The sequence below is a fragment of the Embleya sp. NPDC059237 genome (assembly GCF_042754105.1).
Taxonomy (GTDB): Bacteria; Actinomycetota; Actinomycetes; order Streptomycetales; family Streptomycetaceae; genus Embleya.
Map to the genome: position 1 here is coordinate 89,279 of NZ_JBHZAE010000008.1, position 26,453 is coordinate 115,731.

Consider the following 26,453-nt stretch of genomic DNA (forward strand, 5'->3'; position numbering starts at 1 on the left):
TGGTCCGACCGCAGCGCCGCGCGGGCGCGGGTCGACCTCAGGGGATCAGCACGATCTTGCCGGTGGTGCGGCCCGCCTCGGCCGTCTCGTGCGCCTTGACCACCTCGTCCAGCGGGAAGGTCTCGGCGACGATCGTGCGCAGTTCGCCCGCCTCCGCGAGCTCCGCCAACAGGGCCAGCCGGGTGGGGTTCGGGTCCAGGTCGACCGTGATGCCCCGGACGCCGGCTGCCTCGGCCTTGGCCGCGGTGGCGTCGGCCGCGGGTGGGTTGGTGATGTTGAGCAGGATGCCGCCGGGCCGCAGCGTGGCCGCCGAGCGGTCCTCGTACTCGCCGCCGATCAGGTCCAGAACCACGTCGACGTCGCGCACCGCGGTGCCGAAATCGACGGTGGTGTAGTCCACGACCTCGTCCGCGCCCAGCTCGCGCAGCAGGGCGTGCTTGGCCGCGCTCGCGGTGCCGATCACGTACGCGCCGCGCGACTTGGCGATCTGTACCGCCAGGTGCCCGACGCCGCCCGCCGCCGCGTGGATCAGCACCCGCTGACCGGGACCCACCTGCGCAACCTCGACCAAGGCCTGCCAGGCGATCGAGCCGGACAGCGGCAGAGCCGCGGCGTGCTCATGGTCGAGGGTGCTCGGCTTCCGCGCGAACGAGCGCTCCGAGGCCACCACGAACTCCGCGTAGCCACCGGCGAGATGCGGGAAGTCGGGGATGCCGTACACCTCGTCGCCGACCGCGAGGCGCGAGACGTCCGCACCGACCGCGGCGACCACGCCCGAGACGTCCCAGCCGAGCGTGAACGGCGGCACCAGCCACATTCCGCCGGCCCGGATCTTGGTATCGATGGGGTTGACCCCCGCGGCGCGCACTTCGACCAGTACCTCGCCGGGTCCGGGCGTGGGTATCGCGGTCTCGATCACGCGCAGGACCTCGGGCCCGCCGAGTGTGTCCTGGTGTGCCTTGCGCATCTTCGCCGTCGTGTCGATCGTGTTCGTCGTCATGCGGCAAGCATCGACGTGGCGGTCACCATTGTGAAGAAGGCACCTTCCTGGTACCTGGGTACCTCATGCATACCCCTCCCGACCTGCGCCCCTTCGGTGGCGCCGACGTCTACCTCAGCGACTGCGCCTCCCGCGCCGTACTCGACCTGATCGCGAACAAGTGGGTCGCACTGGTGGTCGGGGCCCTCCACCCGCAGACCCTGCGCTACGCGGAGCTGCGCCGGCGGCTCGGCGGGATCACCAAGAAGATGCTCACCCAGACCCTGCGGGACCTGGAACGGCACGGCCTGGTCCGCCGCACGGTCTACGCCACGGTGCCGCCGCAGGTCGAATACTCGCTCACCGAACTCGGGACCAGTGTGAGCGGCCTGATGGCGGAGATCCGCAACTGGTCCGAGAGCCACATCGACGAGATCGCGGCGGCGAAGCTGGCCTACGCGGAGGCGGAGGCACACCGGGTCGAGGCGCTCTGAACCGACATGCGCCGAGGACCCCCGCCGCGACCGACGGCGGGGGTCCTCGGCTCGCGGCCGGTCGGGCTAGCGCTTGGGCGTCCGGGCCCGGCGTACGTTCACCTCGGACTCGACCGGCTTCGCAAGCACACCGCCGACCAGGCGCGACAGCGCGGACAGGAACATCGCGCGTTCGTCCTCGGGCAGCGTGCCCAGCACCTCGGCGTGCACGCCGTCGACGATCCCGCGCCCGGCCCGGATCAGGTCGCGGCCGGCGTCGGTCACCACGATGATCCGCGCCCGGCGGTCGCTCGGCGCGGGCCGTCGCTCGGCGAGCCCGGTCCGCTCCAATTCGTCCATCGTGACCACCATCGTGGTCTTGTCCAGGTCGGACAGCTCGGCCACCTGCGCCTGGGTCAGGTCGCGATCGACCGCGTGGACGAGCACGCAGTAGTTGCGCGGCGAGACGTCGATGGCCGCGAGGGCCGCCGCCAGCCGGGTGTTCAGCACGTGCCCGGCGTGTACGACCATGCCGGTCACATCCAGGACGGTGGGGGCAAGGGGCTCGGTGGTCATGCGATCAGCGTAACAAGATAGGTATGCCGACAGATTGTTTCGTAATAGATCTCTCGTCAGCGTCCCAGCGCCTGGAACCGCCGCACCGCGAGGGGGAGGAAGATCGCGGTGATCACCAGCGGCCAGACCATCGCCATCGGCAGCGCGTGCGTCTCGATCCAACCGCCGCCGTGCGGGGCCGGATCGCCGAACAGGTCCCGGATCGCGTTCGCCGTGGACGAGACCGGATTCCACATCGCCACCGTGCCCAGCCACTGCGGCATCATCGACGGCGGGGTGAAGACGCTGGAGACGATGCCGAACGGCAGGGCGATCGCGAACAGGTTGCCCGCCGCCTCCGCGTTCGGCACCAGCAATCCCAGGTAGACCCCGACCCAGGTCAGCGCGAAGCGCAGGAGCAGGAGCAGCGCGAACGCGGCCAGGATCTGCGGCACCCCACCATGCGGTCGCCACCCGACCACGAGCGCGATCGACGCCAGGACCGCGAGGTCGAGACTCGCCCCGAGCACGTCGGCCACCCCGCGCCCGCTGACCACCGCCGAGGGGGCCATCGGCATCGAGCGATAGCGGTCCATCACCCCGAGCTGCCGGGTGAAGGCGACGATCGTCGCGGTGTTCATGAACCCCTGCGCCATGGTCATCGCGAACATCCCCGGCAGCGCGTAGTCCTTGTAGTCGACGCTCCCGCCCACGTTCATGGCGCTGCCGAAGACGTACACGAACAGCAGCACGGACACGATCGGAAAGCCCAACTGCCAGGCGAGCATGCTCGGTTGGCGGGCGATGTGGACGAGTTCGTTGCGGACCACGGTCAGGCAGTCCGCGATCGCCCAGTAGAGCCGACGCTCGGGGGCCTCGGCGGGTACGGTCGCGGCGCTCACCGGCGCGCCACCTCCTTTCCGGACGGCGCGGACGGATCGGATGGGTCGGATGGGTCGGATGGGTCGTCCGGATCACCCGGACCCGAGGAATCGGGCCGCGCGGGCGTGGTCGGATCCGGGTCGTCCTCGTGTGCCCGATGCCCGGTCAGGCGCAGGAAGACCTCGTCCAGGGTGGGGCGACGGACGCCGATGTCCTCGATCGTGATGCCCTCCTCCTGACATGCCCGCGCGACATGCGTCAGCGCCGCGACCCGGTCCCCCACCGGAGCGGTCACCCGCCGCTCCTCGGCGTCGACCAGCGGCTCGCCGCCGGCCTCGGTGACCACGGCCAGCACCCGCAGCGCGGGCTGCAGGTGCGCGGCCTCGCGGACCACGATCTCGATCCGGTCGCCGCCCAGTTCGCGCTTGAGCCGCTCCGGGGTGTCGTCGGCGATCTTGCGTCCCCGGTCCAACACCGCGATGCGGTCCGCGAGTTTGTCCGCCTCGTCCAGGTACTGCGTGGTCAGCAGCACGGCGGTACCGCCAGCGAGCAGCGAACGCACCGCCTCCCAGACCTCGTTGCGGGCGCGCGGGTCAAGGCCGGTGGTCGGTTCGTCGAGGAAGAGCACGGTCGGCGCGAGGATCATGCTCGCGGCCAGGTCGAGCCGTCGGCGCATGCCGCCGCTGTACTGCTTGACGCCCCGATCGGCGGCCTCGACCAGGTCGAACCGTTCGAGCAGTTCGTCCGCGCGGCGGGCGGCGTGGCGCTTGTCCAGGTGGAACAGGCGGCCGAACAGGATCAGGTTGCGCCGCCCGGTCACCGCCTCGTCCAACGCCGCGTTCTGCCCGACCAGGCCGATGTGCCGGCGCACCCGCCTGGGGTCCGTGGTCACGTCGTGCCCGGCGACCAGCGCGCGACCGCCGTCCGGGCGCAGCAGGGTGGACAGGATCCGGACCGCCGTGGTCTTGCCGGCGCCGTTGGGGCCGAGCAGCCCCTGGACCGTGCCCGGCGCCACGGTGAGATCGAAATCGTCGAGGGCGCTCTTGGCGCCGTACCGCTTCGTCAGGCCCTCGGCGAGGACCGCGTGACTCGTCGTTTCCATCAGCCTCCTTCAACCGAGTACACCGTACCCGACTCGCGTACGCAGTACCCAGTTTTAAATCGGCCGATGTCACGCGAGCCCGCACGCCGATCCGGGCCGGTGCGGGCGGGGCTCCTACGATGGGAGGCACCATGACGAGCACCGACCACACCGGCAGCGGCGACCTGGCCCGCAGTCTCGAACTGATGTGGGGCCTGGACCGGAAGCCGACCCGAGGCCCCAAGCCGGCGCTGACCCTGGACCGGATCGTCGCGGCGGGCATCGCCGTCGCCGACGCCGAGGGGCTGGACGCGCTGTCCATGCGGCGGGTGGCCGCCGAGGTCGGGGCGGGCACGATGTCGCTCTACCGCTACGTGCCCGGCAAGGCCGAACTGCTCGATCTGATGGTCGACAAGGTCAACAGCCCCGGCGAAACCGAGTTCCCGCCCGGACTCGGCTGGCGCGGCGCGCTGGAGCAGGTCGCGCGCGGGATCTGGCAGATGTACAACCGGCATCCGTGGCTGCTCAACGTCGACCAGGCGCGGCCGGTGCTCGGCCCCAACTCGCTCCGGGCCCTGGAGCTCACCCTCGCCGCGATCGGCGACGCGGCGCTGAGCGACCGGGAGAAGATGACCGTCCTGACGATCATCGACGGCGGCTACGTCAGCGGCATGGCCCGCACCCACTTCAACGCCAAACACGCGGCGCAGCGCACCGGGGTGAGCGACGAACAATTCTGGGCGGCCCAGGCCCCGATCCTGAACGCGGCCATGACGAGCGGGAACTACCCGGAGTTGGCCGCGCTGTCCCAGGACAGCTTCCTCGCGGACGGCGAGGGGGAGTTCGAGTTCGGCCTGCGCCTGCTTCTGGACGGCCTGGAGGCGTTCGTCGAGCGCCGGACCTGACCCGGGAGGGTGGCCATGGCCGGGAACGGTTGTGACCCGGGCCCGCCGGCGTCATCATCGGTGCTCGGCCACGGGGGTCGGGGACGGCGGGGATCATGGACGAGACACCGGCGCGGCGGCGAACCGCGCTCCGGGTTGCGGTCGGGTGCGGAATCGGGGCGATCGCGCTGACGCTCGCGCCGATCGGGGTGGGCGGATCGGCGGCGTCGGCGGCCGACGGGCCCTCGGTGAGCGGGCCGACCGGGGAGGTGCGGCCGGGGGACACGGTGACGATCCGGGGTTCGGGGCTGAGCGGCTGCCCCACGAACACGGTGGATGTGTACCTCGCGTCGGTGAACGGCGGCAGTTCCGGCGAGTACGACGACCTGCTCGCCGCGGGACTGCCGGTGGATGCGGCGCACGGGCACTCGATCGCCTTCCGGCACGCCGTACCCACCCCGATCTACAGCTCGAACGGAGCGACGGGGCAAAACGTCCCGGCGGTGAACCGGATCGTGGTGCGCTGCCCGGGCCGGGAAGACAACCTCGCGCAGACCCCGATCGAGATCAACGCGTTCCGCAAGGAGGAGACCGCGAGCCCGCCGGCCGATCTGCGCACCCGGCGCATCCTCGTGGAGCCCGCCACGGGGCTGCCGGGCACCGAGGTCACGCTGTGGACCAACCTGCGCTGTGGACCGGCGAACGCGGACGACGACGCCGAGGTGACGTGGGATGGGCACTTCCTCGCCAAGCTCAGCATCTTCGACCCCGCCGGCACCTCGTATCGCTTCATCGTGCCCGAGGGTCCGACGCGCGGACCGCGGCCGATCACCGTGAGCTGCTTCGCCCAGGGCGCCGGGATGCCGGACAACGGGGTCACGCTGCGGACCGAATTCCAGGTTCCCGAACCGAAGTTGACCGTGACGCCCACGCAGGCGACGGCAGGTCGGCCGCTGCGGGTCGAGGGCAGCGGGTTCGTCGGGTGTGCCCGGCCGGTCGACGGCGGGGCCGGGGCGCTGACCGTACGGCACGGCCCGAACGAGTTCGGGCGGGTGCCGGTGACGGCCGACGGGCGGTTCTCGGGCGAGGTCACCGTGCCGAGCGGACTGGCGGACGGCGAGGGCGCGTTGACGGTCGCCTGTGTGGGTGGGGCCGGGTACGACGGCGACGTGTCGGTGCAGCTCGCGGTGGTGGCCGCGACGAAGGACGCGGAGCCGGTCGGAGATCGTTCGGAGGCGGCGGTGAACCTGCCGAGTCCGGCCGATCTGTTCGACGAGCCCCGGCCGGTGCTCGTGGCGGGCGCGACCGCGCTGGCGGCACTGCCGGTGCTGGGCTTCTCGGCGGAGTTGTTCAACCGCACGTGGGCGGAGAACCGGCTGCGGATCCGGCGCCGACTGCGGCCGGGCGCGGCCCGACCACGATCGCAGCCCCGGGTGCCCGAGTTGCAGGTGCTGGCCTTCGTCGTGCTCTCGGCGGCCACGTGCGTGGCGGTGGAACCCGGCACGGGCTGGAACGCCGGGACCGGTGCGCTGGCCCTGGCGCTGGTGGCGGCGGTGCCGCTCGGGGTGCTCGTGTACGAGGGCCCGGCCGAGGCGTATCGGCGCCGGGTCTCGCGCATCCGGGCCCTGCCGCATCTGGTGCCGGGGGCGCTGGTCGTCGCCGTGCTCCTCGCGGCGGCGTCGCGACTGCTCGGCCTGGCCCCGGGCTATGTGTACGGCCTGTTCCTGGCCTTCACCTCGGCGGGACTGCGCCGACTGTCGCCGGCCGACGAGGGCCGCGCGATCGCCCTCGGCTCGTGGTCGCTGGCCGGGCTCGCGGTGGTCTCGTGGGTGTGGCGCATCCCGGTCACCCACGTCCTGAACGACTCCGACGGCGCACCCTTCGGGTGGGTCCTCGCGGAGGACCTGCTCACCCAGTGCTTCGTGGCCTCCGTGGTCGGCCTGGTCTTCGGCCTGCTCCCGATGCGCTTCATGGACGGCCACGCGCTGTGGCGGTGGAACCGCTGGGCCTGGGCGGCGATCTACGTGGCGGCCCTGTTCCTGTTCACGCTGACCCTGCTCGACCCCACCGGCGTCGCCGGCGGCACCACCCGGACCATGTGGCTGCGCTCGATGTACCTCTTCGCCGGGGCGGCCGTACTGTCCGTGCTCTTCTGGGCGACCTTCCGCCTTCGGCCGGCCCGGCCGCCGGTGACGCCCTGACCCTCACGGACGCACTCCCCACAGGAGTCGGACGGCCGCGTAGTTCCCGACGACGATCGCGGCCTGGTTGTCCAGGGCGGTCGGCCGGCGCGTGGACCAGTATTCGCTGTGCCCCTCGGCGCCGTCGGTCGTGAAGCGGTTGGCGCCGAACCCCGCGTCGTCCGGGGTGACCCCCCGGGGTCTGCCGTCCACGGTGGGGGCGTGCGCTCCGAAGCCGAGGGCGACGACCATGTCGTCGTGCGCGGCGCCCACCCAGACGTGCCGCGGATCGAGGTCGAGATCCGCGGCACGGGTCGCGTGCATCCCGGGACTGCCGACGACGATCACGTCCTTGGCGAACAGCCCTTCGTCGCGCCGTGCGGCCTGCCCGAGCACGACCGAGCCGTAGCTGTGGCCGATCACCGTCAGATGCCGGTTCGTCTCGATCCCCTGGGCCACCCCGACGCCGCGCAGGAACTTCGCGAGCGCCGGCGCGGCGGTGTCCGCGTACGACGTGGTCGTCGCGTGGACCAGGGTGTCCGGCGCGTCGTAGCCGACCCACGTGATCGCCGAGACCTCGCCGGGGTCGGTCAGCCGACCGGCCGCCTGCCACAGGCTGCGCATCCGGGCGACGTCCGAGCCGATGTGCGCCAAGCGCGCGCCGGTGCCGGGGACGTACACGGCGGTGTGGGCGGCCCGGTCCGGGTTGCCGATGGCCACGATCGCCCGGCCGTCGTCCCGGGCGTCGAAGCCCATCAGGAACAGGTCGGCGGCGGAGCCGAGGACGGCCTCCAGGGACTCGATCGCGGCCAGGCGACCCTTGAGCTCGGTGACCCGAAGTCGCCGGCGGGCGTCGTCGATCCGGCCCGCCATGTCCCGCTCGGCCCGGGCCTTCGCGAGTTCGGCGGTCACGGCGGCCTTCGCCTCGGCCAGCGCGACCCGGTTGGCCCGGTCCCGCACCTCCGTCGGCAGCCCGTCCGTCGCACCGAGCAGCGCCGGGTACGCCGCCTGGTACCGCGCCCGGTCGGTCGCGCTCAGCCCCGCCCACCAGCGGGCAGCCGCGGCCGGATCGCCCTTCGGGATCGCACCGGGACGCAACCCCGCCAACGCCGTCACGGCCACCCGGTCGGCGGCCGTATCCGCCCAGTCGGCCGCCGGGGTCGGATACAACCGGGCCAGTGCCCGCGCGCAGCGGTCGTCGATCTCGGCCGCCCGCCGAACCGGCTCGGCCAAGCGCCGCTCGACCGTCGCCCCCTCGGCTCCCCGGCCCGGGTCGGCCGGCAGGACCCGCCCGGCCTCGGACACGGTGAACCCGGCGCTCGCCGCCTCCGCCAAGCCGACCCGCACCTCACGCTGGGCGGCTCGCAGCTGCTCGGCGGCCGTGTCCAGGACGGTCAGCACACACCGGGCCTCCTGCGCCGCCACCGCGACCTGCTCACCGCGCACGGCCACCGCCCGCGCCGCCGCGTCGGCATCCGCGCCCGTCCAGTGCGAGGCGCGCAACGGGCCGGCCACACCGGTCGTCGCCCGCCCGGCCAACGCGTCCAACGCGGCGGCCAGTTCGGCCCACTCGGCCACCGCCCGATCCAGCCCGCCCAGGGCCGCGTCCCGCAGGCCGGAAACCGTCACCATCGGCGCCCACCCTCGGCGAACACACGGGCCACCGCCCGATCGGCCCGATCATGCGCGTCGGCGTTGGCTACGAGAAGGTCGCCCATCCCGGCATACCCGTCGGCAAGCGCCCGCACATGCGCCACCCACGCGGCCGTCACCGCCTCGACCGCCGCCACGATCGCCAACCCCGGACACCCGGCGACCACCCCATCGGGACCACCGGCCGCCCGCCGCAACCCCTCCGCAACGTCCCGAGCGACCCCGGCCCCTTGCCGCAGAGCCCCGGTGTCCACCCAAATCCGCCCCGCCCCACCCCCGCTACCAGCCAAGACCCCTCCCCGTGGTCGCCTGATCACACAGTGGGATCAACGATAACCATCGTCGGTCACCCGATCTCGCGAATCCCCGGAGAGCGAACAAACCAGCCAACCAAGGCGTAACCGGGCCGTCACCCCGCTCGTTCATACGTATGGGCGAACGCAATGAGCCGTTCGGGGGACACGGGTGGATCGTCGGGCAAGAACGACGGTGGCCGCTGCGAGCACATCGCGGCGAGCACCAAAAAGTCCTCGAAACCGCAGGTCAGACGAATACCGTGTCAAATCCGTACGGAATAGATCAGGGCAAACCGAACGGCCGAACTCAAGCAAAGGAAGCTGGTATGAGTCACGAGGGCACCATCGAGATCTTCACATTCGCCGGAAAAGACCATGTGCGCGTCACGATGATCGATGGCGACCCCTGGTTCTGTGTGTTCGACATCTGCGCCGCGCTGGATCACTCCAACTCGCGGATGGCGGTGGCAAATCTCGATCAAGACGAGAGGACCATCGTCCGCATCGATAAAACCGCAGGTCAGCAGGGTTCCCGAAACAATTTTGCAGGAACCCCCAACCGGGGTGGCAACCCGAACATGACATTCATCAGCGAGTCCGGGCTCTACACGCTGATCATCCGCAGCAACAAACCCCAGGCCAAGCCCTTCCGCCGCTGGGTGACCCACGACGTCCTCCCCACCATCCGCCGCACCGGCCGCTACACGCCCGCCACCAGCGAAAACATGGACGCTCTCCTCTCCCGCGCCATCGGCTCGATCGCCGATCTCGCCGAGCGCACCGGAGATCTCACCAAGGCCGTCGAGATCAACACCATGGCCGTGGCCCGCCTCACCGCCGGCTTCGAGTCGGCCGCCCCGTTGTCCACAGACACTCGTGACACGACCCCTCCCACCTCGGAAACCCACAGCGATCCCCAGGTTCTCCACAGCGATATCCACAGGGTTATCCACAGGCCCGTGGATTTCCCCACACCCGGCGATCGACGTCGCCTCACCCCCGAGGCCGTGGCCGCCTGCCGGCGTCGGGCCCGGGACGGTGTGTCGGTCTATCGGCTCGCCCGCGAGTACGGCGTGAGCGACTCGACCATGCGCTCGGCGGTGCGCGGGCAGACCTACCGCTACGTGCCCGAGCCGCCCCCGTCCCCCTGACCCGAGGCCGCCCGCACCAGCCGCCCCCGCGCCGCCAACTCGATCGTCACGGCCACCGCGACCGCCTGGACCTGAAGCAGCGCGACCAACACGAACAGCTGCACCGCCCCCGCCTGCAACGGCGTCGCACCCCCGAGCAACATCCCCACGAAGGCCCCCGGCAGGGTCACCAACCCCACCGTCCTGGTCTGGTCCAGGGCCGGGATCAGCGCCCCCGAAGCGGCCGGCCGACAGATCTCCATCGCCGCGTCCCGATCGGTGAAACCCAAGGTCAGAGCGGCTTCCACCTCGCCATGACGCTGTGTCAACTCCTCCAGCGCACGGCGCCCCGCCAGCACCGTCGCGGTCATCGCGCCGCCGATCAGGATCCCCGCGATCGGGATCAGCACGATGCCCTTCGCCGGCACCAGTCCGCTCGCCCACAGCAGCACCAGGGTCGGCCCCGTCGCCGCCACGATCGGCACCGCCGGCCAGAACAACCGGCGCGTCGCGGTCACCCGCCCGGCCGCGGTCAGCGCGGCGACGGTGTACATCATCACCACGAACAGCGCCGCGAACCCGAGCCGGTCCACCACGTGTGTGATGACGAACGACACCGCCAGCAACTGCGCCGTCGCCCGCACCCCGGACAGCACCACCGCCCGCCCGTGGCCGAGCCGCGCCAGTGCGGCCACCGCCGTCGCGGCGGTCAGGAGCACCACGGCGACGACCCCCAGGGCCGGTGTCACCGGCAACAACGTCGAGGCGTTTTCCACAGGCCCAGCCTCACCCCCTCGGCGGTACCGCGCAGTGCGAGCGACCCCATCGCGTCCCCGCGTCCACACCACGGAACGCACGACGAGCACACCGGCCGGCTCAGTACAGTGACGACATGTCCGACGCCCCCACCCCCGCAGCCGCGCCCCGCTGGACCTACCTCGGCCCCTCGGGCACCTTTACCGAGGCCGCCCTGCGCATGCTGCCCGGTGCGGAGCACGCCGAGGCCACGCCGATGGAGTCGGTGCCGGTCGCCCTGGACGCGGTCCGCAGGGGCGACGCCGACGGCGCCGTGGTCGCGCTGGAGAACTCGGTCGAGGGCGCGGTGTCCATCACGCTGGACGAGTTGGCCACCGGCGCGCCGCTGGTGATCACCGCCGAGATCCTGCTGCCGATCGCCTTCGCGCTGCTGGTCCGTCCCGGCACGGCCCTGGACGACATCAAGACCATCTCCAGTCACTCGCACGCCCAGCCGCAGGTGCGCAACTGGCTCGCGGCCAACCTGCCCGACGCGCATTGGTTCTCGTCCGCGTCCAACGCCGACGCCGCGCGCCTGGTCCAGGACGGCCGCTACGACGCGGCCCTGGCCGGCGAGTTCGCGGCCGGCCCGTACGGTCTGGTGCCGCTGGTCACCGACATCCACGACGTCGAGGGCGCGGTCACCCGGTTCGTCCTGGTCGAGCGCCCGGACCGGCCCACCGTGCCCACCGGCGCGGACCGCACCACGGTGGTCGCCTACATCGTCGACGACCACCCCGGCGCGCTCCTGGAGATCCTCCAGGAGTTCGCGGTCCGCGGCGTCAACCTGACCCGGATCGAGTCGCGCCCCACCGGGGACGGCCTCGGCCACTACTTCTTCTCGATGGACGCCGAGGGCCACGTCGCCGACGCCCGGGTGGGCGAGGCCCTGATGGGGCTGCGCCGGGTGTGCGCGGCCGTGCGCTTCCTCGGCTCCTACCCGCGCGCCGACCGGGTCCGTCCGCAACTGCGCCGCGGCACCTCCGACGCCGAGTTCGCGAACGCCGCCGAATGGCTCGCACGCGCCCGCGGCGGCGGCGAGATCTGACCCGAGCACCCACCGGGGCCGGCTCAGGGGACGCGCACCGTCAGCGCCCCGGGCCGGACCCGGACCGCCAGTCGGGTGCCGGGCCCGATCGGGTCGCCGTCCACCTCGCGCGGCTCGGGGCGATCGGTCTCGATCAGCACCGTACGACCGGTGAAGTGCTCGATCGGGCGCAGCCGTTGCTGCTTGACCGGCACCACGGCCGGTTCCTGGTCGCGCCGCCGGCCTATCACCCGGACCGTGGCGTGCGCCCAGCCGGTCATCCCGTACGGCGCGAACACCACGACGTCGAGCAGCCCGTCGTCCGGCGCGGCCCCGGGCAGCAGTTGCATGCCGGCCTGGAGCGCGCCGACGTTGCCCACCAGCACCATCCGGGCCCGCCGGCGGATCGGCTCGCCGTCGTCCACGGTCAGCGTCACCCGCATCCGCCGGTCGCGCAGGTGCCGGGCACCGGAGACCACGTAGGCGGGCCAGCCGACCTTCTTCTTGAGCGCGTCCGGCGCGTCCGCCACCATCGCCGCGTCCAGGCCGATGCCGGCCATCGCGGTGAAGCAGCGGGATTCGGCCTCGCCCGCCCCGGCGTCCGCGGCCCCGTCCGCGTTCGCCTCCACCATGCCCAGGTCGATCCGCCGATCGCGCCCGTGCATGGCCACGTGCAACGCGTCGGCGATGTCGATCGGCAGGCCGAGGTTGCGGGCGAGCAGGTTCCCGGTGCCGGCCGGGATCACCGCGAGCGGGGTGTCGGTACCGGCCAGTGCGCCCGCGCACTCGCGGATGGTGCCGTCGCCGCCGGCCGCGATCACCAGATCCACGCCCTCGGCCAGCGCCTTCGCGGTCACCCCGGCCCCCGGATCGAGCACCGTGGTCTCCAGCCACAGCGGCTCGGCCCAGCCCGTGTCGTGCATGATCCGGTCGATCCGAGTGCGTGATTCGGCGACGTCCAGCTTGATCGGATTGACCACCACGGCCGCCCGCGGCCGCCCGCCGTCGGCCCCCGTCGGCGCCTCGCGCCGAGCGCGTCGTCCCCGATACCCCCAGATCGACTTCGGCGACAGCAGCGCGCGGTTCATCACGACCAGCACGACGCCCGCGTAGAGCAGCGAGGACAACACGTCGCTCGGGTGGTGCATGCCCCGGTACATCCGGCTCCCGGCCACCGCCAGCGGAATCGCGCCGAGCAGCACCCAGACCGACACCACCGCCGCGCGCGGGCGCAGCCGGCTTGCCAGCAGCACGGCCAGCCCGCCGTAGAGCGCGAACGCGGCGCCGGTGTGCCCGGACGGGAAGCTCGACGTCGCGGCGGCGTGCTCCAGGCGCGAGACGCCCGGGCGATCGCGCGAGACGAAGAGTTGTACGAGCCAGAACACCAGCGCCTGCCCGGCCACCGCCCCGGCCAGGAAAAGCGGGCCGCGCCAGGAGCGGCCGACGATCCGGATCAGCACCATCGCGACCAGCGTGGTGGCGATGATCACACCGGTGTCGGCCAGCGTGGAGAACGCGTGGGTGACGTCGTTCCAGGTCCCCGAGCGGTGCTCGGCGAGGGTGCGCTCCAGGTCGTCCTCGGCGGTGAACGGCCACACGCCGTCGAGCGTCCTGGTGACGAGCAGACCGAGACCCACCATGACGAACGTCAATATGGCGAGGGGCAGGACGATACGGCGCAGGAACCGTCCTGCTTCGGTCAGCATGACCGACATTCTTACCCGGCGACGGATCGTTCAGTTCCGCCCGTGCGGGGAGTCACGGTCGGTTCCGGGGCGAATGTGCGCAATCTCCGGATCCGGATCGTCGCCGTCGAGCTCCGGCTCCAGGCCCTCGTCGGTGGCGTCCACCGGGCGCAGTCCGGCGTCGCGGCGCCACCACTCGAACACCGCGGAGGTCACCGCGAGCACGATCAGGCCGAGCACCGCGCCACCCACCACGTCCGTCACGTAGTGCACGCCGAGCGCGACCCGGGTGAACGCGACACCCACCGCCGAGCCGATCGCGAGCATCCATGCGAACGGCCGGCACACCCGTGGGATCAGCGGCAGCAGCGCCAGCAGCAGCACGCCGGGGCCGACCACGCCGGTCAGCGCGTGCCCGGACGGGAAGGACCAGCCGTCGGAGTGGTGCACCGGATGCGGCAGGTCCGGCCGGGCCCGGGTGAAAACGAACTTGAGCAGCGCGCCGAGCAGCCCCGCGACGAGCATGCTCGTCGCGGCCCACACCACGAGCCGCCGCGCGCCGCGCCACCACAACCACCCGCACATGATCGCGACCAGCACCCGGTACACGTTCGGATCCCAGACCCAGTCGGTCAGGAACAGCAGCGTGTGCTGCCAGGCGGGGTGTGCGCGGACCCAGTCGTTGAGGTCGGTCGCGACGTCCCGGTCGAGGTCGAGCAGCGGCGACCACTTGGTCTCCACCAGGGCCGCGAGCACCCCGAACGGCAACGCGCCGACGAGCAGGGCGAGCGCGGCCAGGGTCATCCTGAGTCCGAAACGCCGGTCGGGGTCGAGGCGCCTGCCGACCCAGCCTGGGGAGGAGGTCATTGTTCATTCATAACCCGAATCCGGTCCCGCACGTTCACTTCCTCGGCAGAAGTCGTACACGGGACGCCCGGAATCGTCCGGGGACCCCGCGGTCGCGAAATCCGTTGGCGGGGCCCCGGTAGGCTTTGCCCGTGATCGACCTGCGACTGCTCCGTGAGGATCCCGACCGTGTCCGCGCTTCGCAGCGTGCCCGCGGCGAGGACGAGACCATCGTCGACGCGCTGCTCGCCGCGGACGAGCTCCGCCGCTCGTCCGGCTCCCGGTTCGACGCGCTGCGCAACGAGCAGAAGTCGATGGGCAAGCAGGTCTCCAAGGCCAAGGGCGACGAGCGGCAGGAGCTGCTGACGCGCGCCCAGACGCTGGCCGCGGAGGTCAAGGCGGCCGACGCCGAGCAGGCCGAGGCCAAGGCGGAGACCGACCGGCTGCTCAAGTCGCTGGCCAACCTGATCGCCCCCGACGCACCGGTCGGCGGCGAGGAGGACTTCGTCACGATCGAGGAGATCGGCGCCCGGCGCGACTTCGCGGTCGAGGGCTTCGAGCCGCGTGACCACGTCGAACTCGGGCGCATGCTCAAGGCGATCGACGTCGAGCGGGCCGCGAAGGTGTCCGGCTCGCGCTTCTACTACCTCACCGGCGTCGGCGCGCTGCTCGAACTGGCGCTGGTCAACATGGCCGTCGCGCAGGCGACCGAGGCCGGTTTCACGCCGATGCTGACGCCCGCGCTGGTGCGTCCGGCCGCGATGGAGGGCACCGGGTTCCTCGGCCAGGCCGCGGAGAACGTGTTCCACCTGGAGGCCGACGACTACTACCTCGTGGGCACCGCCGAGGTACCGCTCGCGGCGTACCACATGGACGAGATCATCCCGGCCGCCGAACTGCCGTTGCGCTACGCCGGTTTCTCGCCGTGCTTCCGTCGCGAGGCCGGGACGTACGGCAAGGACACGCGCGGCATCATCCGGGTGCACCAGTTCGACAAGGTGGAGATGTTCTCCTTCGTCGCACCGGAGGAGGCCGAGGCGGAGCACCGCCGCCTGCTCGCGTGGGAGAAGGAGTTCCTGAACCGGCTCGAACTCCCCTACCGGGTGATCGACGTCGCGTCGGGCGACCTCGGCGCCTCCGCCGCGCGCAAGTTCGACATCGAGGCGTGGATCCCGACCCAGGGCAAGTACCGCGAGGTCACGTCCACCTCGAACTGCACCGAGTTCCAGGCCCGCCGGCTCCAGGTGCGGATGCGCGACGAGCAGGGCGCCCGCCCGCTCGCCACGCTCAACGGCACGCTGTGCGCGGTGCCCCGCACCATCGTGGCGATCCTGGAGAACCACCAGCGCGAGGACGGCTCGGTGGTCGTCCCCGAGGCGCTGCGGCCCTTCCTCGGCGGTCGTGAGGTCCTCGAACCGGTGCAGGCGTGACCTTCACCCTGATCGCGACCGACCTGGACGGCACGCTCCTGCGCGAGGACCACACGGTCTCCGCGCGCAATCGCGCGGCGCTCGTCCGGGTCGCCGAGGCCGGTGCGCGGCACGTGATAGTGACGGGCCGCGCCGTGGGGTGGACCCGTCCGGTGTTCGACGCGCTCGGCTACCGGGGGCTCGCCGTCTGCGGGCAGGGCGCGCAGGTCTACCACGCGGGCGAGGACCGGCTGTTGACCTCGGTCACCCTGGACCGGCAACTGGCCCGGCTGGCCGTGGAACGACTCACCGCCGAACTGGGCGAGGTACGGTTCGCGGTCAGCCGCGACGGTCTTGCCGGTCGGGTGGTGATCGAGGACGGCTACCGCTACGAATCCCTGCTGCCGGTGTACACCGTGGCGAACCGGGAGGAGTTGTGGTCCGAGCCGATCCTCAAGCTCTACCTCTACCACCCGGACTACGACGACGACCGGTTGACCGCGTGCGCCCGGAAGATCTGCGCCGGCCTGGTCGACGTCACGCACGCCGGCACCGGCATCGTCGAGGCGTTGCCGATGGGCCTGAGCAAGGCGGTCGGCCTGTCCCTGGCGGCACGCCGGCTGGGGGCCAAGGCCGCGGACACCATCGCGTTCGGCGACATGCCCAACGACGTCACCATGTTCCGCTGGGCGGCCCACGGGGTGGCCATGGCCAACGCCCACGCCGAACTACTGGCCGTCGCGGACGAGGTAACCCTGTCCAACATGGAAGACGGCGTAGCGGTAGTCCTGGAACGCCTGTTCCCCACCGCCTGACCCGAAGCCCAAGCCCCAAACCCCAACGCCCCGGCCCGCAGCCTGCACCCGAGCCCGAGGCCCGAGGCCGCAGCCTGAGCCCAAGCCTGGAGCCAAGCTCAACACTCCGAGCCCAAAGCCTGAGCCCAACGCCACGGCCCGCGGCCTGCACCCGAGCCCGACACTTGGGCCCGAGCCGGAGCCCAACGCCCGAGCCCGGCCCCTGAGTGCTACAGCCCAAGCCCGGAGCCCAACGCCCGAGCCCCGGCCCCGGAGCCCGAGCGCACCCCGGAGGCCCGAGGCGCCTCATCCGGCGCGAGGCCCCTGTGGGCGTCCCCGATGCCCGAATCCCGCAGCCTTCCCGGCTGACGCAACGGGCCGGGCGGGTGGGCATCAAAAAACCCTCACCCCACCCGCACATGCCCCGGCCGCGAAGCCCCCACCCCACACCCCATCGCGCAAGCACACAGCACCAGCATCACCACGATCGGCACCGTCCACCCCCCGGTGACCTGCCGCAGCGCCCCGGCCGCCAACGGCCCGAACGCGGCCACCACGTAGCCGACCGCCTGCGCCATCCCGGACAGCTGCGCCGCCGTATGCGGATCGGGCGACCGCAACACGATCAGGGTCAGCGCCAGCGACACCGCGCCCCCCTGGCCCAGCCCCAACAACACCGCCCAAAGCCACGCCCCGCCCGTGGGCGCGAGCATCAGCCCCACGTACCCGGCCGCGACCAGACCGACCGAGCCGACCACCAGCGCGCTCTGGTTGCGCATCCGACCGGCGATGATCGACCCCGCGAGCGAGGACGGGATCTGCACGAAGGTGTTGAACGCGAAGATCGCTGCCGCGGTGCCCTTGCTCATGCCGTGGTCGGTGAGGATCGTCGGCATCCAGGCCAGCAACACGTAGAACAGCAACGACTGCAGACCCATGAAGCCCGTCACCAGCCAGGCCAGCGGCGACTTCCACAACCCCGCCACACGCGGCATCGCGACCGCCGCGGCCCCGCGCCGGCGCCGCACGTGCGGCAGCCAGACCGCCACCGCCGCGACGGCGAGCAGCGCCCAGCAGCCCATAGCCGGCTGCCAGCCGTGTCCGATCGCGTTCTCCAGCGGCACCGTCGCCCCCGCCGAGACCGCCGCGCCGAGCACCATGGCCGCGCTGTAGACCCCGATCATGACCGCCGCCCGGTCCGGGAACTCGCGCTTGACCACGCCCGGCATCAGCACGTTCAGCACCGCGATCCCACCGCCCACGAGCGCGCCGCCCGCGAACAGCGCGCCCAACGCGGGCACCATCCGCAGCAGGATCCCGGCGCCCACCACGACGAGCGCGCCGAGCAGCACGAGTTCGGTGCCGTACCGCCGTGCCGCGACCGGCGCGAGCGGCGAGATCAGGCCCAGGAACAGCACGGGTATCGCGGTGATCAGGCTGCCCGTGGTCGCGGACAGGTGGAACACGTCGCGCAGTTCGCCCACCAGCGGCGACACACTGGACAGTCCGGCCCGCATGTTCAGCGCGATCAACACGATGCCCGCGAGCAACAGCGCGCCGCCGCCGGCCTTCGCGGTGGTCTTGGTGTTCGGGGACATCCGCAGGTCGGTCGTGCTCATGCGTCGTGCTCCATCGGATGGTGCTCGGTCGGGTGGTCGTGCGGGGCACGGTCGTGCAGCAGGGTGTCCAGGGCCACCACGGCGGGCTCGAGGATGTCCCGTACCGCCCGCTCGGCCGCGTCCGGATCGCCCGCCTCGATCGCGTCGGCCAGGGCCACGTGCAGCGCGTGCGACGCGTCCGGCAGGGTGCCGTCGCCGACCACCGTGCGGATGGCACGCCACAACGAGTCGCTGAACCAGCGGTACGTGGCCACCATCGCCGAGTTGTGCGACGCGCGCGCGATCGCGGTGTGGAAGGCCACGTCCTGCTCGACCAGGTCGTCCAACTCGCCCTCGGCAACGTCGCCGCGGTCGAAGTCGTGCGGCTCCGGGGTGTCCGCGCTGCCGTCGGCCGCGCCGCGCCTGACCAGGGCGCGGCGAATGCGTTCCAGGTCGGCGAGGTCGCGCCGCTGGGCGGCGAGCCGGGCGGCCTCCACGTCCAGCGCCCGGCGCATCTCGAAGATGTCCCGCAGGTCCGCGTGTTCGATCCGGCGCACCAGGTCGCCGGGGTCGGTGAGGGAGCGGACATAGGTCCCGTCGCCCTGGCGGGACTCCAGCATCCCCGCGTGCACCAACACCCGGATCGCCTCGCGCACCGTGTTCCGGCCGACCCGGAGCCGCTCGGCGATCACGCTCTCGCTGGGGATGCGCGACCCGACCGGCCAGGTTCCGGCGGTGAGTTGGGCGCGAAGCTGGTCGATCGCGTCGTCGACGAGCGAGCGTCTGCCGGCGGCCTGGAGCGACATGGACCCTCCTGGATTCGTGGGATTGCCCAGTCATCCTACAAGTAGCTGCACACCACATGCGAAATCGAGGTGAGGGCCGATCCCGGCCCCCACCTCGGTCCGCCCCCACCCTCAGACCCGGTCGCGGTCCCGGCGCGGCGCCAGGAACACCGCCGCGAGCAGGGCGCCGATCAGGACCAGGGCCGCGTCGACCAGGATCGCTACGGCGACCCCGGACAACACCGCGTCGGGCCCGGTGTCGCCGAGCGAGCTCATCCGGGCGGTGGCGATCGCGCTCATGATCGGGATGCCCATCGTGATGCCGACCTGCTGGGTCATCGTGGCCAGGCCGGTGGCCAGGCCCTGTTCGGCGTCCGGCAGGCCGGAGGTCGCGGTGATCATGAAGCCGACGATCATCAGCATGTTGCCCACCCCGCCGACGAAGGTGGCCGCGAGCAGCAGCGGGATCCAGCCGCCGGAACTGCCGAGCGCGACCAGCGACAGGGTGGCCAGGGCCTGGACCACGCCGCCCGCGACGATCGTGGTGCGGGTGCCGAAGCGGCCCACCACCCGGCCGCCGAGAGTGCCGCCGAGCACGGTGCCGATGCCCAGGACGCCGAACGCGAGCCCGGTGGCCAGCGGCGAGTAGCCCAGGACCTCCTGCAGGTAGAGCGTGAGCAGGAAGACCAGCGAGGTCTCGGTGACGAAGGCGATCAGGCCGGTGATGTTCCCCCACAGCACGGTGCGGCGCTTCATGATGCCGACCGGGACCAGCGGCGAGGCGGAGCGCTGCTCGATGAACCAGAACGCGACCAGGAGCACCGCGCCGGAAACCAGCGCGCCGAGCGTGGTGGGCTCCCCCCAGCCCTCGGCGCCCGCCTGGGTGAGGCCGAACACCAGGGCCAGCAGACCGCCGGTGACCGCGATCGCGCCGGGCACGTCGAGCCGGGGCCGCCCGCTCGGCCGCGAGTCGGTGATCGCGGACGGCGCGAGGATCAGCACCAGCGCGGCGACGGGCACGTTGACGAAGAAGGCCCAGCGCCAGGACAGCAGATCGGTGAGCAGCCCGCCGAGCACCGCGCCGGCGGTGAAGCCGGCCGACATCAGCGCACCGTTGAGCCCCAGCGCCCGATCCCGCTGTGGCCCCTCCTTGAACGCGGTGGTCAGCAGCGACAGACCGGCGGGGGTCACCGCCGCGGTGGCCAGCCCCTGGAGCACCCGGGCGATCAGCAACATCTCGGGGGACATGGCGAAGCCACCCAGGGCGGAGGAGGCGCCGAGCAGGGCCATGCCGCCCAGGAACAGGCGCTTGCGGCCGAACAGGTCGGCCACCCGACCGAACAGCAGGGTGAATCCTGCGGCGGTCAGCGCGAACGCGGTGGCCACCCACTGGAGGTTGTTCAGCGAGAAGCCCAGGCCCTCGCCGACCACCGGCAGCGCGACGTTCAGGATCGAGAAGTCCACCGCGATCATGAACTGGGCGCCGAGCAGCAGGGTCAGCACCAGCTTCTGCTGCCCGGTCATCCGGGCGTCGGTCGAGCCGGCCGCGTCGGTCGGCTCGACCGGGGTGACGGGTGGGGCCTCGACGGGCCTGGTGCGGTGATCGAGCGTGGACATGTGCGCCTCCCGAGCGAATCCAAGGCAAGGTATTAACGGGTCTGCTTTCCCGTTAAGATGCCCAGAAGGTAGCACGATGGATCGACTTAATGGAACAGGAGTCCCGTTATGACATCGGAAGGCACCGTCCGCCCCGGTGGACGCACCGCCCGGGTACGCGAGGCGGTCCTGCGCGCGGCCGGGGACCTGCTCGCCGAGCGGGGCTTCGCCGGGCTGGACCTGGCCGAGGTGGCACAGCGCGCCGAGGTCGGCAAGACCACCGTGTACCGACGCTGGGGCAGCGCCACCGGCCTGGTCGCGGACCTGCTGGTGGAGATGGCGGACAGCTCGGTGTCGCGCACCGAGACCGGCTCACTGCTGGGCGACCTGCGGTCCAACGCACACCTGGTCCGCCGCACGCTGGTGGACGAGCGCCAGGGCGCGCTGTTCAAAGCGGTGATCGCGGCGGCGACCTGCGACGCCCGGGCCGCGGCGGCGCTGCACGCCTTCTACGCCACGCGGGTGGACGAATGGGCGCCCTGCGTGACGGCCGCGATCGAACGCGGCGAGGCGCCGGTGGGCACGGATCCACACGAGGTGATCAGGGCGGTGTCGGCGCCGCTGTACTACCGACTCCTGGCCAGTGGCGACCCGCTCGACGAGGCGAGCGCGGACCGCGCGGCGGCGGCGGCCGAGACGGCCACCCGGGCGGGGGCGTTCGTACGGTAGCGGCGGGCCGGGCCGTGGGGTCGCCCCGACCGGGCACGTATGGTCGACGGATGCGCTTGAGCACCGTGATCCTCCCGATCCACCGTTGGACCGAAGGCCGAAAGATCTGGCGGCAGGCCGAAGACCTGGGCTTCCACGCCGCGTACACCTACGACCACCTGTCCTGGCGCAGCTTCCGGGAGCACACCTGGTTCGGCGCGCTCCCCACCCTCACCGCCGCCGCGGCGGTCACCGAGCGGCTGCGCCTGGGCACGATGGTCACCTCGCCCAACTTCCGCCATCCGGTCACCCTCGCCAAGGACCTCGCGGCCATCGACGACATCTCCGGTGGCCGGTTGATCGCGGGGGTCGGCGCGGGCGGCAACGGCTTCGACGCCACCGCCCTGGGCGGGCAGCCGTGGACCCCGAGGGAGCGCGCGGATCGGCTCGCCGAGTTCGTCCCCCTGCTCGACCGGCTGCTGTCCGAGCCGGCCGTGACCTCCCGGGGCACCTACTACACCGCCGAGGACGTGCGGATGATCCCGGGCGGCCGGCAGCGGCCGCGGGTACCCATCTACCTCGCGGCCACCGGACCGCGCGGCATGCGCCTGGCCGCCCGGCACGGCCAGGGGTGGATCACCTACGGGGACACCCGCGACCCCAAGGGGGTGCCGGCCGAGGTCTGCCCGAAGGTGATCGCCGAGCAACTGGCCCGGCTGTCCGACATCTGCGCGAGCGAGGGTCGCAAGCCGGAGGAGCTGGAGCGGGTCCTCCTCCAGGGCTCGACCCTGGAGCGCCCCCTCGACTCGATGGACGCGTTCGTCGACTACGCGGGGCGCTACCGGGAACTGGGCATCACCGAGCTGGCGATCCACTGGCCGGTTCCCGAATCGATCTTCGCCGCCGACCAGGCACTGTTCGAGCGCATCGCGCAGGAGGGGCTGCGGCAACTCGATTGATCGGGCGCTTCGCTCCGGCTCGCGAGGGGTCGGGTGTCCCTCCGCTTCGCTCCGGGCCACCCGACCCGAATTCTGCGGCTCCGTCAGAGGCGGTCCCGCCTCGGGTGGGGTGGGGACCGCCGCGAGTGGAGAATCGTTTTCGAGCGAGGATGTACCCGTGACCATCACGAATCGCCCACGCCTAGTGGCCACCGACCTCGACGGCACCATCGTGCGTGACGACGGGTCCATCTCCGCGCGCACGCTCGCCGCCCTGGAGCTGGTCGAGTCCTCGGGTGCGGAGGTGGTCTTCGTCACCGGCCGCCCGCCCCGCTGGATGAAGCGCGTCGCGGACGTCACCGGCCACCGCGGACTGGCCATCTGCGGCAACGGCGCGGTGGTCTACGACCTGCGCAGCGAGCGGGTGGTGGGCACCCACACGATGGACGTCACCGCCGCGCGCAAGGTCAGCCGGCTGTTGCGCGAGGCGGTGCCCGACGTCAGCTTCGCGGTGGAGACCGAGACCGGCTTCATGCACGAGCCGAGCTATCCCGCACTCGAACGCGACGTGTCGATCGTGCACGCGGTGGGCCCGGTCGAGGAGTTGCTGACCGGCCCGGTGCTCAAGCTGCTCGCCCGACACCACAGCCTCGACCCGGACGTGTTCCTCGCGCTGGCCCGCGACCGGGCGGGAGCGTACGCGGAGTTCACCCACTCTTCCTCGATCGCTCTCGTCGAGATCAGTGCCCTCGGCATCAGCAAGGCCAGTACGCTGGCCTGGTTCTGCGCGCAGCGCGGTATCCGGACCGAGGACGTGGTGGCGTTCGGCGACATGCCCAACGACCTGCCGCTGCTCGCCTGGGCCGGACAGGCCTACGCGGTCGCCAACGCCCATCCCGACGTACTGGCGGCGGTGACCCGGCATACCGGGAGCAATCAGGACGACGGCGTGGCCGAGGTATTGGAAAAGTTGTTCGGCTGAGAGGGCGGCATGGCGGCCGGTTTCGGTGTACGGACCAACCGGCTCCACGAACGCGTGACGCCGAAGACACGCTTACGCGTGAAGGTTGCACAGAGTAGTTACCCGATTGCTTTCCGTGACATAGATTGACGCCGTGTACTCCCCCTCCCGGCCAGGGTCCCCACTGGCTGTGACGATCGACCGCTATCGGGTCGGCCAGGCTCTCTCGTTCCGGCCCATCGCCGAGGGCCTGCTCAACCGAGGCTACGAGGTCGTCACCACCAGGGGACGCTGGTTTCTCAAGCACTATCTGGACCAACGACCCGACACGATCCGGTTCCAGCACCGGACCACGCAGCGGCTCGCCGCCTGCGGCATACCCGCGATCGCACCGGTGACCGACCGGCGCGGGCGCACCGTACTGTCCTCGCGCGGCCGCTGGTTCGCCCTGTATCCCTGGGTGGACGGCATCCATCGGCGCGGCACCGAACTCGACGCCCGGGGGTGTGCGCGGGTGGGCGCGCTGCTCGGCGGCGTACATGTCACGCTGCCGCGCCTGCTGCCGCCCATCCAGCAGCCGCTCCTCGTCCCCACCGCCGACCCGCACGAATCCCTGGCCACCATCGAGCGCCTGCTCACCGGGATCCGGGCCCGACCCGACAGCGACTCCTTCGACCGGCTCGCCGAACTGCGCCTGATCGAGCGGCGCGCGCTGCTGCTGCGGCACGCACACCGGCGACCTCGTGACCACGACGCACCGCATACGGGCTACGTACACGGCGACTTCCACCCGCTCAACGTGCTCTATCAGGGCAACGACCCGGTGGCGATCATCGACTGGGACCGGCTCGCCGCGCTGCCCCACACCGAGGAACTGGTCCGGGCCGCGCTGATCTTCTTCACCGACCGCATCTCGGGCACGCTCGACCTCGACAGGGTGCGCGGCTTCGTCGGCGGATACCGGGCGATGCTGGATCCGGGGCCGACCCAACTCGCCGCCGCCGTGCACCGGTTGTGGTGGGAGCGGCTGAACGACTTCTGGATGCTCACCCGGCACTACCTCGAACACGACCCGCGCTGTGCCCCGTTGTTTCCCGCCTCCGCCGCGCTGATCGTGTGGTGGACGATGTCCTACGACGAGGTGCTGGAAGCCTTCCTGGGCTGAGCGGTCGAGTGGCCGCCGCTCCCCGAAGACGAGAACCCGCGCGCGTCACCGATGGTGACCCGCGCGGGTTCCGCGTCCTGGGACGTCAGTTGGTGGTACCGCTGCTCGCGGGCGGCGTACCGCCGCCGGCCGAACTTCCCGAGGTGTTGTCGCCGGGCTTCGTGGTGGCCGACGAGGTCGCCTTGCCGGTCTCCGACGGCTTGGTGGGCGGCGGCGAACTCGGCGCGTGGGTCTGCCCCGACGAGGCCCCGCCCGTATCCCGCCACGTGCTCGTCGGCGTCGAGGTGGACCGCCAGGTCTGCTGCGGGCTGCTCGGCGGCGCGGTCGGGGTCGACTTGTTGTTGGTGTCCGGGGTGGTACCGACCGACGCCGCCGGTTGCCCGCCTTCGCCGCCGGTGGTCTGGCCGCCCTGCTTCTCGTCCGTCTTCGACGGACTGTCGCCGCCGCCCGGCAAACCCTTGACCAGGAACACCGCGCCGATCGCGATCAGGACCACCGCGAGCGCGGCCACCAGATAGATCGGCAGCTTGCGCTTGGGCCGCTCCGACGCGGGCGCCACGATCGGCAGTTGCCCGGTGCCGCCGTCGTTGGCGCCCGGTTGTTGCCCGCCGCCCGCCGCCCGGCCCGCCAACGGCGGCATCGCCGCGGTGGCCTCGGCCGATCCGGTCTGCGGCGACACCGCCGTCGCCCCGGGGGCCACCTGGCTCCACGAGCCGAACTCGGGCCGCTGACCCTGCTGGGTCGGCACCCGCGGCGGAACCGCCACCGACACCTGCTGACCGGCCAGCGCACGGCGGATGTCCATCCGCATCTCGTCGGCCGTCTGGTAACGATCGTCGGGGTTCTTGGCCAGCGCCTTCAACGCGATCGCGTCCAGGTGCGGCGGCACGCGCGGATCCATCATCGACGGCGGGCGCGGATCGTCCTGCACATGCTGGTAGACCACGGACAGCGGGGTGTCCCCGTTGAACGGCGGACGCAGCGCCAGCAGTTCGTAGAGCAGGCAACCGCTGGAGTACAGGTCGCTGCGCGCGTCGACGGTCCGGCCCAGGGCCTGTTCCGGCGACAGGTATTGCGGCGTGCCCATCACCATGCCGGTCTGGGTCATCGTGGTCGCCGCGCTGTGCATCGCGCGGGCGATCCCGAAGTCCATCACCTTGACCGCGCCCGAGTTGGTGATGATCACGTTCGCGGGCTTGATGTCGCGGTGGATGATGCCGTGGCGGTGGCTGTACTCCAGCGCCTCCAGGATCCCCTCGGTGACCCGCAGCGCCTGTTCCAGCGGTATCGGGTTGCCTTCGCCGAGCAGTTCCCGGACGGTGCGACCCTCGACGCACTCCATCACGATGAACGGCACCAGCTCGTCGCCGACCCGGTCCTCGCCGGTGTCGTAGACGGACACGATCGCGGGGTGGTTCAGCGACGCGGCGTTTTGCGCCTCGCGGCCGAACCGCGAGCGGGCGACCGGGTCCTGGGCCAGGTCCGGGCGCAGCGTCTTGACCGCGACCGTACGGCCGAGCCGCACGTCGTGGGCCATCAGCACCTCGGCCATGCCGCCTCGACCGAGTTGGCGACCGAGTTCGTAGCGGCCGGATCCGACCGTCTTGACCTGTGTGCCGGACGCCTCGCGGTCGTCCGGTCCCTGCGGCGCGGTCATCGCTCCTCGCCCTGCGCGTCGGGGCGACCCGCTCGGGGCCGCCGAACTGTGGCGATACGGTCCGCCGCGAGCAGGGGGGAGCGGAAAACACCACGGGAGCGGGGGAGCACGACGGTTCCAACGATCGGCCGGCCACAAAGGCACGCCGTCTCGGGCGTCGGGGTTGTGACCGGGGACTCGGCGATCATCCTCGACAGTCCCCTCACGTGGCGCCGGGGCTGGGGCCCGCGCCCATGTGCTGATGAAATGTGGTGCATCCTCGCGTCAAGTCCCGAAACGATACCGGGATCGGCGGTACTCCGGTGCGGAGAGGCCATGGTAACGGGATTCCGGATTCCCGGCCGAGGGCTTCCGCGGGCCGGACCGACCCGGCGTC

General features: G+C 71.8%; 24 protein-coding genes. 11 read left to right on the forward strand and 13 right to left on the reverse strand.

What is annotated here, in order from left to right; all coding sequences use genetic code 11:
* Nucleotides 1-37: 37 nt before the first annotated feature.
* On the reverse strand, nt 38-1,000 hold the full coding sequence (locus ACFXKZ_RS25165) for an NADP-dependent oxidoreductase (protein WP_380003243.1): 963 nt from the start codon (nt 998-1,000) through the stop codon (nt 38-40).
* A 65-nt stretch (nt 1,001-1,065) separates the two neighbouring features.
* On the opposite strand from ACFXKZ_RS25165, the gene ACFXKZ_RS25170 reads away from it, so the two are divergent.
* Entirely contained in the window at nt 1,066-1,473 is a 408-nt protein-coding gene (locus ACFXKZ_RS25170; protein ID WP_380003244.1) for a winged helix-turn-helix transcriptional regulator, read from the forward strand.
* Between the two features lie 66 nt (nt 1,474-1,539).
* Here ACFXKZ_RS25170 and ACFXKZ_RS25175 read toward each other — a convergent pair whose 3' ends face one another.
* The 3 genes from ACFXKZ_RS25175 to ACFXKZ_RS25185 are packed head-to-tail and all read right to left on the reverse strand — an operon-like array spanning nt 1,540 to nt 3,991.
* Nucleotides 1,540-2,028 carry a MarR family winged helix-turn-helix transcriptional regulator gene (locus ACFXKZ_RS25175; RefSeq protein WP_380003245.1) on the reverse strand — a complete coding sequence of 163 codons (489 nt, stop codon included), beginning with the start codon at nt 2,026-2,028 and terminating at the stop codon, nt 1,540-1,542.
* Between the two features lie 56 nt (nt 2,029-2,084).
* Nucleotides 2,085-2,909: an ABC transporter permease gene (locus ACFXKZ_RS25180; RefSeq protein ID WP_380003246.1), complete on the reverse strand. Its 825-nt coding sequence runs from the start codon at nt 2,907-2,909 to the stop codon at nt 2,085-2,087.
* A complete protein-coding gene (locus tag ACFXKZ_RS25185) occupies nt 2,906-3,991 on the reverse strand; it encodes an ATP-binding cassette domain-containing protein (protein ID WP_380003247.1) in 1,086 nt (361 codons plus the stop codon). The genes ACFXKZ_RS25180 and ACFXKZ_RS25185 overlap by 4 nt, the downstream gene beginning before the upstream one ends.
* Nucleotides 3,992-4,122: 131 nt before the next feature.
* Here ACFXKZ_RS25185 and ACFXKZ_RS25190 point away from each other — a divergent pair, with 131 nt between their 5' ends.
* On the forward strand, nt 4,123-4,875 hold the full coding sequence (locus tag ACFXKZ_RS25190; RefSeq protein WP_380003248.1) for a TetR/AcrR family transcriptional regulator: 753 nt from the start codon (nt 4,123-4,125) through the stop codon (nt 4,873-4,875).
* 95 nt (nt 4,876-4,970) lie between these two features.
* On the forward strand, nt 4,971-7,055 hold the full coding sequence (locus tag ACFXKZ_RS25195) for an FGLLP motif-containing membrane protein (RefSeq protein WP_380003249.1): 2,085 nt from the start codon (nt 4,971-4,973) through the stop codon (nt 7,053-7,055).
* Between the two features lie 3 nt (nt 7,056-7,058).
* Here the strand turns inward: ACFXKZ_RS25195 and ACFXKZ_RS25200 are convergent, their stop codons facing one another.
* The gene (locus tag ACFXKZ_RS25200) at nt 7,059-8,666 is read right to left on the reverse strand and encodes an alpha/beta hydrolase (RefSeq protein WP_380003250.1); all 1,608 of its coding nucleotides are present in this window, start codon (nt 8,664-8,666) and stop codon (nt 7,059-7,061) included.
* A complete protein-coding gene (locus ACFXKZ_RS25205; RefSeq protein WP_380003251.1) occupies nt 8,660-8,833 on the reverse strand; it encodes a hypothetical protein in 174 nt (57 codons plus the stop codon). The genes ACFXKZ_RS25200 and ACFXKZ_RS25205 overlap by 7 nt, the downstream gene beginning before the upstream one ends.
* Nucleotides 8,834-9,309: 476 nt before the next feature.
* On the opposite strand from ACFXKZ_RS25205, the gene ACFXKZ_RS25210 reads away from it, so the two are divergent.
* Entirely contained in the window at nt 9,310-10,134 is an 825-nt protein-coding gene (locus ACFXKZ_RS25210) for a Bro-N domain-containing protein (protein ID WP_380003252.1), read from the forward strand.
* Here the strand turns inward: ACFXKZ_RS25210 and ACFXKZ_RS25215 are convergent.
* Nucleotides 10,104-10,889, reverse strand: a complete 786-nt coding sequence (locus ACFXKZ_RS25215; RefSeq protein WP_380003253.1) for an ABC transporter permease — start codon at nt 10,887-10,889, stop codon at nt 10,104-10,106. The genes ACFXKZ_RS25210 and ACFXKZ_RS25215 overlap by 31 nt on opposite strands.
* A gap of 116 nt (nt 10,890-11,005) precedes the next feature.
* Here ACFXKZ_RS25215 and pheA point away from each other — a divergent pair, with 116 nt between their 5' ends.
* Nucleotides 11,006-11,956 (forward strand): prephenate dehydratase, encoded by a 951-nt coding sequence (gene pheA, locus ACFXKZ_RS25220; RefSeq protein ID WP_380003254.1) that lies wholly within the window; start codon nt 11,006-11,008, stop codon nt 11,954-11,956.
* A 23-nt stretch (nt 11,957-11,979) separates the two neighbouring features.
* On the opposite strand, the gene ACFXKZ_RS25225 is transcribed toward pheA, so the two are convergent.
* Complete coding sequence (locus tag ACFXKZ_RS25225; RefSeq protein ID WP_380003255.1) at nt 11,980-13,641, reverse strand: diacylglycerol kinase family protein; 1,662 nt, start codon at nt 13,639-13,641, stop codon at nt 11,980-11,982.
* Between the two features lie 30 nt (nt 13,642-13,671).
* Entirely contained in the window at nt 13,672-14,487 is an 816-nt protein-coding gene (locus ACFXKZ_RS25230; RefSeq protein WP_380003256.1) for a phosphatase PAP2 family protein, read from the reverse strand.
* Nucleotides 14,488-14,618: 131 nt separating this feature from the next.
* Here ACFXKZ_RS25230 and serS point away from each other — a divergent pair, with 131 nt between their 5' ends.
* Together serS and ACFXKZ_RS25240 are read left to right on the forward strand one after the other, a co-directional pair.
* Nucleotides 14,619-15,896, forward strand: a complete 1,278-nt coding sequence (gene serS, locus ACFXKZ_RS25235) for a serine--tRNA ligase (protein ID WP_380003257.1) — start codon at nt 14,619-14,621, stop codon at nt 15,894-15,896.
* Nucleotides 15,893-16,690: an HAD family hydrolase gene (locus ACFXKZ_RS25240; RefSeq protein WP_380003258.1), complete on the forward strand. Its 798-nt coding sequence runs from the start codon at nt 15,893-15,895 to the stop codon at nt 16,688-16,690. The genes serS and ACFXKZ_RS25240 overlap by 4 nt, the downstream gene beginning before the upstream one ends.
* A gap of 383 nt (nt 16,691-17,073) precedes the next feature.
* On the opposite strand, the gene ACFXKZ_RS25245 is transcribed toward ACFXKZ_RS25240, so the two are convergent.
* From ACFXKZ_RS25245 to ACFXKZ_RS25255, 3 genes are all read right to left on the reverse strand, one after another.
* A complete protein-coding gene (locus ACFXKZ_RS25245) occupies nt 17,074-18,288 on the reverse strand; it encodes a CynX/NimT family MFS transporter (protein WP_380003259.1) in 1,215 nt (404 codons plus the stop codon).
* The gene (locus tag ACFXKZ_RS25250; protein ID WP_380003260.1) at nt 18,285-19,073 is read right to left on the reverse strand and encodes a FadR/GntR family transcriptional regulator; all 789 of its coding nucleotides are present in this window, start codon (nt 19,071-19,073) and stop codon (nt 18,285-18,287) included. The genes ACFXKZ_RS25245 and ACFXKZ_RS25250 overlap by 4 nt, the downstream gene beginning before the upstream one ends.
* 111 nt (nt 19,074-19,184) lie before the next feature.
* On the reverse strand, nt 19,185-20,576 hold the full coding sequence (locus tag ACFXKZ_RS25255) for an MFS transporter (protein ID WP_380003529.1): 1,392 nt from the start codon (nt 20,574-20,576) through the stop codon (nt 19,185-19,187).
* A gap of 201 nt (nt 20,577-20,777) precedes the next feature.
* Here ACFXKZ_RS25255 and ACFXKZ_RS25260 point away from each other — a divergent pair, with 201 nt between their 5' ends.
* From ACFXKZ_RS25260 to ACFXKZ_RS25275, 4 genes are all read left to right on the forward strand, one after another.
* The gene (locus ACFXKZ_RS25260; RefSeq protein WP_380003261.1) at nt 20,778-21,377 is read left to right on the forward strand and encodes a TetR/AcrR family transcriptional regulator; all 600 of its coding nucleotides are present in this window, start codon (nt 20,778-20,780) and stop codon (nt 21,375-21,377) included.
* Nucleotides 21,378-21,427: 50 nt separating this feature from the next.
* Nucleotides 21,428-22,315 carry an LLM class flavin-dependent oxidoreductase gene (locus ACFXKZ_RS25265; RefSeq protein ID WP_380003262.1) on the forward strand — a complete coding sequence of 296 codons (888 nt, stop codon included), beginning with the start codon at nt 21,428-21,430 and terminating at the stop codon, nt 22,313-22,315.
* A gap of 157 nt (nt 22,316-22,472) precedes the next feature.
* On the forward strand, nt 22,473-23,276 hold the full coding sequence (locus tag ACFXKZ_RS25270) for an HAD family hydrolase (protein ID WP_380003263.1): 804 nt from the start codon (nt 22,473-22,475) through the stop codon (nt 23,274-23,276).
* Between the two features lie 169 nt (nt 23,277-23,445).
* Nucleotides 23,446-24,420: a phosphotransferase gene (locus ACFXKZ_RS25275; protein WP_380003265.1), complete on the forward strand. Its 975-nt coding sequence runs from the start codon at nt 23,446-23,448 to the stop codon at nt 24,418-24,420.
* 85 nt (nt 24,421-24,505) lie between these two features.
* On the opposite strand, the gene ACFXKZ_RS25280 is transcribed toward ACFXKZ_RS25275, so the two are convergent.
* Nucleotides 24,506-26,077 (reverse strand): protein kinase, encoded by a 1,572-nt coding sequence (locus ACFXKZ_RS25280; protein WP_380003266.1) that lies wholly within the window; start codon nt 26,075-26,077, stop codon nt 24,506-24,508.
* Nucleotides 26,078-26,453: the final 376 nt, after the last annotated feature.